This window comes from Prevotella sp. oral taxon 317 str. F0108 (assembly GCF_000162415.1).
Taxonomy (GTDB): domain Bacteria; phylum Bacteroidota; class Bacteroidia; order Bacteroidales; family Bacteroidaceae; genus Prevotella; species Prevotella conceptionensis.
The window spans coordinates 7,258-10,380 of sequence record NZ_GG740080.1; the positions used below are offsets into that span (position 1 = coordinate 7,258).

Genomic DNA, 3,123 nt, shown 5'->3' on the forward strand with positions numbered 1-3,123 from the left:
ACTTCTATATTACCTTTTAATTGGGGTGGTATAAAGGTCTTCATCTATTTTTCTTCCCCTCTCATCAAACAGTGAGTATATCCTCTTTAACTCTGATATAAGCATTTGCTCGAACGTTTCCCATTGGAATAGGGAGGTTGCATCGTCTCTATCACAATAGTGCACGGTGCTTGTTCTTTTATCTATATAAAGATAAGAACCGTCCCAGTCATAACCGCCTATAAAGAAATGGTCGTCTGCGGCATTTCGAGGTCTTTCCCGAATGTTTGCCGTAATAATCGAAAACGGTTGGCGGCTTTCATCAGTGCTTCTTTTATAGTTTCTTCTTAACCCGTCTAAACAAAAGGTTCCAACCAATATGTCTAACCCATTGCTTACATCTAACAAGAATTTTTTATAATCGATGGGAATTCCCATGCCCAATTCTTTCTCCAATGCTTGGACATCGTTCTTACTTAGCGGAGGATACAGGGTGTTTAGCCAAGCCTCGGGGGCTATATGGGGCGCTTTTCCTATAAGGATTGCACCGGTGGATTGGGATTCTTCAATACCCTGGTTCTGAAATCTATAAATTAAATCCCTATATGTTTTATTCATATTCTATTTTTTATATACGCTATACTATTTATGGTAAAGGCTCATCATTAAAAATGAAGAATTTGACAATAGTTGATTTAATCTCTATTGATTTTCTTTCCACTTGATGGATTCCTGTAATTACCATTATGCCTACTAAGATGTTCTCCACCTTTCTTCACAAATTCAATATTTGACGGATCACCAGCATCTTCTGGATGTCCTTTTACACTATTAATGTGATGTCCTTCGTAACCCTTTACTTTTCCTGTTTCTTTTAATTCCTTTAATTCTTTCTTTGTCCATCTTCTGGAACCGCGCCCTGTCCTTTCCACCAATCTTTTCTCTGCTTTCCATGCATCTTTAACAGCTTTTTGTCTTAAATATTTAAGATTCTTAGCTCCTTTAACAGCTTCGATTCCGTCTTCAATTATTTTCACATCCTTTTTTATCTTTCCTACCTTAGCCAAATCACCTGCATAAGGTAAAAGGCCGAGTACACTAATTCCTACATCTAACCATTCTCCATTCTTTGCAGCTAAAGTTGCATTTAAGCCATCTGCAACACCTGTTGGGTCAAAAATACCAACAATATCAAGTGCCGCACTTAAGATTTTTTCTCCTTCTAAAGTATAAGCTCCTCCAAAGTCTATACCTAAAGAAGTAGCATTTACCCTAATATCTATTAAGTTTGTTTTTAGAGTTATATTTGAATTATTTTTTCCTGCAATAACAATGTCATTACCATCCGTATCTATAAGTTTTATAGGATTCCCTGCACAATAAACATATCCTCCTAAAGTTGGATATTTCTCTGCTAATTTATCTACTCCCAGCCACATGGAGATTTTGGGGTCCATGTACCTGGCGCCATAATAATACAGCCCCGTTTCTTCATCTAATTCCTTGCCATTGAACTTGTAGGGCATGTCCTCTGAGGATGTGTGCTCATCCACGAGCAACTCACCGTAGGGCAGGTAAGCATCAAACTGCGTGATGTTGGCTTTAGCGTCAGTGATATATGATGTTGAGCCGAGGTGGTCGGAGTGATAGAAGAAGATGTCCTCGGTGTTGGTCGTGTCGGCAGGGACATAGCCATAACCCGGCTGGGCATTGTCAGGGTCTTCGGGTTTCTGCCATTGAATGGGTGGACCAGGGACATCTCCCTTGTCGTTAAACTTCGGTCGTTGCACCCAACCTTCGGGCACGCTGTGGTCGCCCAGCTCCCCGATGATGGTGTTGTAGCCATAACCCGTATTGTCGGGATCGGCCGTTGCACCCTTCATCGTAGGAACACCGGGAGGTGTGCCCAGCTTGCGGTAGTACTCCTCGCGCTGTTTCTCTATCTGCAGCATGCGGGCGGCATAGTCTTTCTGGCCTGCCGTAACATTATTGCTACTGACACCATAGACATTGCTGAACTTGCCTGTTCCCAGTTTGGAGGCAATTCGTTTGTCGCCGATGAAGTAATGCTTGGTAAAGCGGTTCTTCGTTACAGTGATAATCGGGGCAGGATAGATGGTGTAATCTTCCGTTTCGTGGAACGTGATTCCCTGCGGCGCACCATTTACATATACGCCTTCGAGGTCGCCGTGGCTCTTGACGATACGCTCGCCGGCAGCATTATAGGTGTATCGGCTGGTCTTGCCGTTGTCCGACAATACCATCAGGCGGTTGTCCTCGTCCCAATACATGCGCCGCTCGGTGTTCAGGCTGTCGTTCTCCACCAGCGTGGGATTGCCGTTGGCATCGTATGTATAATGTTCATGCCCAATCTGCGTGGGTGCTGTGGGGTGGTTGCTGTCCTCGTACTTATAGGTGAAGTCGTAAGACTGCGCCGTCTTTGTGGGGTCCACCTTCTGCACCTTGGTGAGCGGCTCGCTCATCCGCCCGACGGTCATCGTCATCTCATACTTCGCCCCCTTCGCCTCACCGTTGGCCCTTATCAGGCGGTTAAGGTCGTCGTAGGCATAAGTGTGGTTGAAAGCACCGCCAAGTTTCGCCTTGTTGTTATTGCTATTGTTATTACTATTGTTATTACTATTGTTGTTGCTATTGTTGTTATTACTATTGGCCTGTGTCGGGTCTACAGCATTGACAATGCCTAAGATATTGTCCACAGCATCGTATTGGTACTTGTTGGTCATAATCGCCGTACCTGCTGCCGTGAGATTCATTTCTTGTAAGCGTTCGCGTTGTTTGTCGTAGGTGTAGGTTGTCTCCGCACCGTTACCCAACTTGGTGTAGACGGTGTGTCCATCCTTGTCATAGCCCACCTTTTCTACGATGGTCTCTTCCTTTCCTTGTTTGTTGGACTTGACACTCGCGATTTGCCCTGCCGCATTGTAATGATAGGTAACCACCTCACCGTCGGGATAGGTCATGGTGCGCACGCGGTTCCAACTGTCGTACGTGGCGCCGTAGACGTAGGTGCGCACGTCGGCGGTGCTCACCATCACCGAGCGAACGGTTTTTACAACCTCTCCTTGGTTGCCGTAATAATACGCCTCGCCGCCCGATGCGTCTTCCACCAGCACCAGCCTGCCA

General features: G+C 45.4%; 2 protein-coding genes. Both read right to left on the reverse strand.

Annotation, left to right across the window (positions count from 1 at the left end):
- Positions 1 to 9: 9 nt before the first annotated feature.
- The gene (locus HMPREF0670_RS14565; RefSeq protein WP_009231908.1) at positions 10 to 597 is read right to left on the reverse strand and encodes an SMI1/KNR4 family protein; all 588 of its coding nucleotides are present in this window, start codon (positions 595 to 597) and stop codon (positions 10 to 12) included.
- 77 nt (positions 598 to 674) lie between these two features.
- On the reverse strand, positions 675 to 3,123 hold a 2,449-nt coding region (locus tag HMPREF0670_RS14570; RefSeq protein ID WP_198009318.1), incomplete at its 5' end, for an RHS repeat-associated core domain-containing protein.

Excerpts from the sequence above, each read along its gene's own strand:
- HMPREF0670_RS14565 (WP_009231908.1), bottom strand. The coding sequence starts at position 597 with ATGAATAAAACATATAGGGATTTAATTTATAGATTTCAGAACCAGGGT.